The sequence below is a fragment of the Arthrobacter sp. genome (assembly GCF_030540645.1).
GTDB lineage: Bacteria > Actinomycetota > Actinomycetes > Actinomycetales > Micrococcaceae > Specibacter.
This window is the reverse complement of the sequence record NZ_JAUNVV010000131.1, coordinates 1-1,291: the sequence shown is the minus strand read 5'-3', so window position 1 is coordinate 1,291 and position 1,291 is coordinate 1. Positions and strand designations below refer to the sequence as shown.

The window sequence follows — 1,291 nt, the reverse complement described above, 5'->3', positions numbered from 1 at the left end:
GGAGAACAGCAAATTTAGGTGGAGGAGTCTCATCATGTGTGCAGCAGGCGCGGTCAACGACGAATTAATGCCAATTCGTCTCGCTGAGATCGAGCAGGCCAGGGAGTTACTCAAGGGTGTGACGGCTTGTACGCCCATCGAGACCAGTACGTCGCTCAGCACCCTGGCTGGGGTGCCGGTGCTTCTCAAATGTGAGAATCTGCAACGTGCTGGTTCGTTCAAGCTGCGTGGCGCCTTCACACGGCTCTCGGCGCTCAAGGAAGAGGAGCGCAAGCGGGGGGTGATAGCGGCAAGCGCCGGCAACCATGCTCAGGGTGTAGCTGTGGCCGCACGCGAGTTGGGGATCGACTGCGTCGTGTTCATGCCGACCGGGGCTGCACTTCCGAAAGTGACCGCTACCCGCGGCTACGGTGCCGAGGTGCGCTTGGCCGGGGAAGACCTGGCGGAGTCCATCGAATTGGCGCAGGCCGAGGCTGCCAAAAGTGGGCGTGTTTTCATTCCACCGTTTGATCACGTTGATATTGTGACCGGCCAGGCGACGTTGGGCCTTGAGGTCCTGGAACAAGTTCCAGATGTTGCCACGATCATTGTCCCCACTGGAGGCGGGGGATTGCTGGCCGGGGTGGCTGCGGCCGTCCACCTCACCGGTTCCAGTGCCCGAGTGGTCGGCGTGCAAGCTGAGGGGGCGGCAGCATTCCCGGCTTCGATGGAGAAGGGTGTGCCCGTCCGTCTGGCCCGGGTGGTGACAATTGCCGACGGGATCGCGGTGCCGGAGCCCAGCCAGCTGACGCTGGACATTGTGCGGCAGCACGTAGCCGAGATTCGGACGGTGACGGAGGAGCAGATCGATGAAGCGATGCTGCTCCTGAGCGAGCGGGCGAAGCTGGTGGTGGAACCTGCAGGTGCGGTTGGTGTCGCCGCCCTGCTTGCCGGAGCACAAGGATTGGAAGGGCCCATCGTTGTCGTCTTGTCCGGCGGGAACGTGGACACATTGCTGCTTAACCGCGTGCTGCAGCATGGACTCGTGGCGGCCGGGCGCTACATGGAGATGATCGTGCGCGTACTTGATCGGCCTGGATCGCTCGTGAAGTTCCTTACGGCACTGGCACGAACCGAATGCAACGTGGTGAGTGTCGAGCACGACCGCACAACCACTGGGCTCGCGGCAACCGACGTGCAGATCGGTGTCACAGTCGAGACCAAAGGCCAAGAACACAAGAGTGAGATCATTGCAGAGCTCCAACGACTCGGGTACGACGTCGCGTTTCACGCCCTTGAAAGAATGTGACGG

General features: G+C 61.8%; 1 protein-coding gene. It reads left to right on the top strand.

The window, feature by feature from the left end; all coding sequences use genetic code 11:
- Positions 1-34: 34 nt before the first annotated feature.
- A complete protein-coding gene (gene ilvA / locus Q4P21_RS15730) occupies positions 35-1,288 on the top strand; it encodes a threonine ammonia-lyase (RefSeq protein WP_303389668.1) in 1,254 nt (417 codons plus the stop codon).
- Positions 1,289-1,291: the final 3 nt, after the last annotated feature.

Excerpts from the sequence above, each read along its gene's own strand:
- ilvA (WP_303389668.1), top strand. The coding sequence starts at position 35 with ATGTGTGCAGCAGGCGCGGTCAACGACGAATTAATGCCAATTCGTCTC.